A 4,487-nucleotide genomic window follows, 5' to 3' on the forward strand; every position below is an offset into this window, starting at 1 on the left:
GGGAAAGACTACCCTCTTTTCAGAATCGTCGCGTAATCCACTGGGTATTTCCCTGTTTATTACAGTTGTTGCCTACTAATCCTGCTACAAACTGGCCACCATTATGGGCTTTCGAAATTCAGGTTTAATTTCATTATTATTCAATTACTCCATATACATAACCATCAAGTATTCCTGAGCCTGTTAATGTTTTAGGTGTATATCCCCATACTGTTTCTGATTTAACCAAAGCTGCATCAGCATAAGTGTCTTGTTTTCCTTGAGTATAAATCTTATGAGGGATAAACATTAAATACCCTGTTTTTCCCGGTGTGATAGTTAATGTATAAGTGTTTGACACAGTAGCTGATGATGACCATGTATAACTACACTGTAATTTAATTTGCTTCAAAATATCTCCATTGGCTACATTAGCAGAAAATGATTCGGTTTCAGTTGCCGAATATGTAGCATTACTGGTGCATGGAGAAGGGGCATTAGAAGGACAGTTGTACGGATTAGATACCCGATAAGCTGAACCTGTCACTTCAGAATCTATTTGCTTAGTATATTTAATGGTGACAAGAACACCTGTAGGTATGATATACCGAGAAAGAGGCGTTAGCTCGTCTTGTGATTTGGATATCTTATCTTTTATTTCTTGATCTTGCTGTCTGATTTTAACAAATTCCTCGAAATCGACTTTCTCTAATCCTCCATCAGGAGTTGTTTTGTAAACCGTTGTGATAGTTTTACCAGTTATCGGGTCCTGAAAATACTGATTGCCATCTACATTCTTGGTTGTGGTTGTTTCATCCGATACTGGATTTGCACTAGCACTAAATGCGAAAACTGCGAAAATCAAAAGTGACAAAAATCCAGAAAACCCAACTTTAAATAATTTCATACATTTACCTCCTGATTTGTAAAATTATGATAATTACAAATTAAATGTACTATTGTTTTCTATTATATGTCAATATAAATATAAAAAAGTTAGGAGAGATCAATATGAATAAGCGAGGAGCAGGCATATCATTTATTGGGATAGCAGCATTCCTGTATGGAATTAGGTATATAGCTGCAGCAATCTTTGGGTCCAAAACAACAGTACTCAGTGACAAGTTTTTTAATGCTGCTTTAGAATATATTGGACCGAGCCTTTTTTATTTAAGTGTTGTTTCTTTCATAATAGGTCTGATCTATCTCTATTTTGCCGAGATTGTGGATAGTTCCGAAGGCAATAAAGATAAATATGGAGACTGATGATGTAAACGGAACTAGAAAATCAGCACTCAGTGCGCGGTGTAAAAGGACAAAGGCTAGTGGTACATTGAGCCAGTATTAAGCTGCAAAATCAAATTTACTGTTTCACCAGAGATGGTAAATTACGATAACCGAAGTTCGAGGAATTTTGTACACCTATTTCTGTGCATTGAAAAAGCTCAAGATATCCTTTACTGGCAAGTAAAGGGATCATTTTGAGCTTTTTTGTACATGTGATTTTATGGATCTACTTTGAGCTCAAAAATAAATTTTGAGTTTGAAGTGAGAGCGGCCTTAGCAAGTAACACAGGACTAATAACCACCTCTTAGTTTTTGAGGTGGTTGAAAAACGGAGGTAAGTTTTTGAGACGAGCAGGCGCAAAGAAAGACGAAATAATCAATGTTACTGCCGAGTGGAAAGATATTCGACTAACGGGACACGATAGTAGAATCAAGGAAGGCCGTCATTTACGACGGCCTTTTGAATTGTTTGGATTGTCTCGAAAAGCATACTTTTTGGCACACAAGAAAGGGACTGTTCTCTTGTCAAAAAGTCCTGAAGTATATTTAGGAACAATCCACTTGTGAGACGGCATTTTGGAACAGTAAATAGCAGAGAGGGTACATAAATGGAGATCGGATATGGCCGGGTTTCGGTGAAGGATCAAAATACAGAACGGCAACTCAGGGTGGTAAGGACTTTGACCACCCTCGCTACCAAGCTATGCGGCTGATGGTCCGTGAAGGCGACCTGGGTTAGGTGGATGCGCTTGACCGGCTTGGTCGAGATTATGATGGGATCATTCGGGAATGGAAGCATATTACACGCGAAATCGGTGCAGACCTTGTCTGCCTGGATAATGAGACCTTGTTCGATAGTCGAAAGTTTTAAAACAATGGGTGACTTCGGGAAGGTGATAGAGGATCAGTTTTTAAGCCTCCTAGCATATGTGGCTGAACAGGAGTGAAAGAAGAATCGGCAACGACAGGCGGAAGGTATTGAAGTTGCACGAACGGAAGGAGTTACATTTGGCAGACCTCGGGAAGGAAATCGATAGTCGTTTTCTTCGGGTGTTCAAGGAGTGGAAGTACGGACTGATAACTGCAACCGAGGCTATACGACAGATCGATATGAAGAGGACGACCTTTTACCGACGAGTCAGAGAAGTCGATGAAACACAAGAAGCAGAAACTGAAGTTTAATAATAGTTGAAGGCAAGGAATTATTATATTCGGCATCATCACCTTTTAAGCTAACGGGAGGTTACTATCAATACCTGAACAAATAATGGAAGTATACTTTATACTAATTTTGAAAATTGGTGTAAAATATTTTTGAAGCATTTGAAGGAAGGGGGTTTACATGCTATTAAGGTGGTCTCTGCCAATCGAAATATACATAGTAAATAATGACGAAATTCAAACATGCTATAAAGTAAAATTTGAATATAAAAATATGGAAGGTGTTGTGGAATTTATAAGTGAATTTGCGGGTCAAAAGATCCGAAATGACAAAACAAGGTTTAGCTATTACATAACAAAAAATATACAATTCACAATTGAGGATAAACCTGATTCGGAAAATATCTCTCAACTAATCGAAGACAGAAAAAAATTAACAAAAACGATGTTCAAATTAACAAATAGGGTCATTAGAAACCTGAGGGTTCATGGAATAATACCGCACCTTCATGAACTTGTTGTTATGGATGAGAATTATGATGATTTTTTATTTGACTCATTAACCCCCAAATTTTCATTCGACAATGTAAATTGGAAAAATGTCAGTGACCTCCGAATCTCTATTCTAAACAATTTGAGCAGATATCCCAATGATTTAGTGAAGAGGGATAGTAATTACCTATTTAGCATGGATTATATACATTGGGAAAAAGTGCGGGAGCAAATAATTGCTGATAACCCAATACCAACAGAACTAGACCTTTACTTAAATTCAATAGAACACTTAAGAACTAAGAATTATCGACTCTCCGTTCTTGAATCAGTTATTGGATTAGAAGTTGCATTAACAGGATTTCTTAGAGAATACCTAAAAAACCGCAAGAAATTTACGAAGAAAAAAATTGATGATTTTTTAAAACCAGAGTTTGGTCTCTCAGCTCGATTATCCGGCTTACTTGACCTAACAATTAACCCACAAAGTCTTGAGAAAGTTAATTTAGAAACTGTAAAAAGTGTAGTCAATTGGAGAAATAAAATCGTACATTCCATTGGGCAAATTCCCGAGGGGGTCTCTGAGCAACAAATTGAAGATGGTATTGAACAAGTCCTCATGTTATTGATAATCCTTCACAATAAGAAAAATATAGTTCATGATTTCCCGGATACGATAATTTCACCGCTAGTTTAACCACAAAAAGACGGAAGAGCCAACTATGTTCAGAGGGCTTTTCTCTTTTTATTATCCTCCAGTGAAAGTTTAAGGCTTTAAGGACCGATACAGTTTATGGGACAGCGGGGTGTTTGACTCACGGATTAACTAACTGGAAACAATAGTTCTAAAATTTAAGGAGCAGTTTGCCAGTGGCACGCTGCTCCGTTTTTCATTCATCGATTGGCAGCCGTGTTGCGCTAACAGGCAGGATACACGTTAGTTCAATAAGAAAAGAATGCAGCCGCGTAAAAACCTTCAATAGAGGGCACTCGTCATATTCTCTATACAGAATATGAAAAATTGTTGTAAAACGAAAAGATAAAAGCCGCATAGCACCGTTAGCTAAGGGCTGAAAAACTCGTCGTATTCTATAAATTAGAAGCGGTGATTTTTATGTTTGAAGAATTTCTTTTCCATTTGATGATAAGGGAATATCGGGCAAGACGATCTTGAATTATGTGACAAGTTGGAAGAGATTCGTAAAGTGGCTAAGGCAAGAGCAATCTCAATATGTAAAGGACGTTTATCCGGTATTTGCGGCCCAAAAGAGATATTGCGGATTTTAAACGCTACCTGACCAACAACGGAGAGGGCGCAATGGCCAACCGGCCATACCAGGTACGCTGCAGCTAACATTTGTCCATTTGAATGCAATATTCCGTTTTTACGCCGATCTCCCTTACATCTATAAAGGAAAAGTTATTGTTTGAAAGAAAACTTATCCTGAATTTCGAAAGTACTGCTCTTTGAAAATATGAAAAAGTGCTCAAATCTTTGGTAGAATGGTGTTTGTCGAGAACACATCACCCAAAGAGAGGAGCACCCTTAAGGTGAAGTCTACCACACC

At 37.8% G+C, this 4,487-nt stretch carries 3 protein-coding genes and 1 pseudogene; 3 read left to right on the forward strand and 1 reads right to left on the reverse strand.

What is annotated here, in order from left to right; all coding sequences use genetic code 11:
- Positions 1 to 136: 136 nt before the first annotated feature.
- The gene (locus KI367_RS26480) at positions 137 to 886 is read right to left on the reverse strand and encodes a DUF6060 domain-containing protein (RefSeq protein WP_212953257.1); all 750 of its coding nucleotides are present in this window, start codon (positions 884 to 886) and stop codon (positions 137 to 139) included.
- 104 nt (positions 887 to 990) lie between these two features.
- Between KI367_RS26480 and KI367_RS26485 the strand changes: the two genes are divergently transcribed.
- From KI367_RS26485 to KI367_RS26490, 3 genes and pseudogenes are all read left to right on the forward strand, one after another.
- Positions 991 to 1,245, forward strand: a complete 255-nt coding sequence (locus KI367_RS26485) for a hypothetical protein (RefSeq protein ID WP_212953260.1) — start codon at positions 991 to 993, stop codon at positions 1,243 to 1,245.
- A gap of 629 nt (positions 1,246 to 1,874) precedes the next feature.
- Positions 1,875 to 2,448: pseudogene (locus KI367_RS27410) on the forward strand (recombinase family protein).
- A gap of 160 nt (positions 2,449 to 2,608) precedes the next feature.
- Entirely contained in the window at positions 2,609 to 3,616 is a 1,008-nt protein-coding gene (locus tag KI367_RS26490) for a hypothetical protein (RefSeq protein WP_212953262.1), read from the forward strand.
- Positions 3,617 to 4,487: the final 871 nt, after the last annotated feature.

Origin of the sequence: Paenibacillus cookii, from assembly GCF_018333375.1 — a bacterium.
GTDB classification, from domain to species: Bacteria; Bacillota; Bacilli; order Paenibacillales; family Paenibacillaceae; genus Paenibacillus_AQ; species Paenibacillus_AQ cookii.

Coding starts and splice junctions, on each gene's coding strand:
- KI367_RS26480 (WP_212953257.1), bottom strand. CDS start 886: ATGAAATTATTTAAAGTTGGGTTTTCTGGATTTTTGTCACTTTTGATT.
- KI367_RS26485 (WP_212953260.1), top strand. CDS start 991: ATGAATAAGCGAGGAGCAGGCATATCATTTATTGGGATAGCAGCATTC.
- KI367_RS26490 (WP_212953262.1), top strand. CDS start 2,609: ATGCTATTAAGGTGGTCTCTGCCAATCGAAATATACATAGTAAATAAT.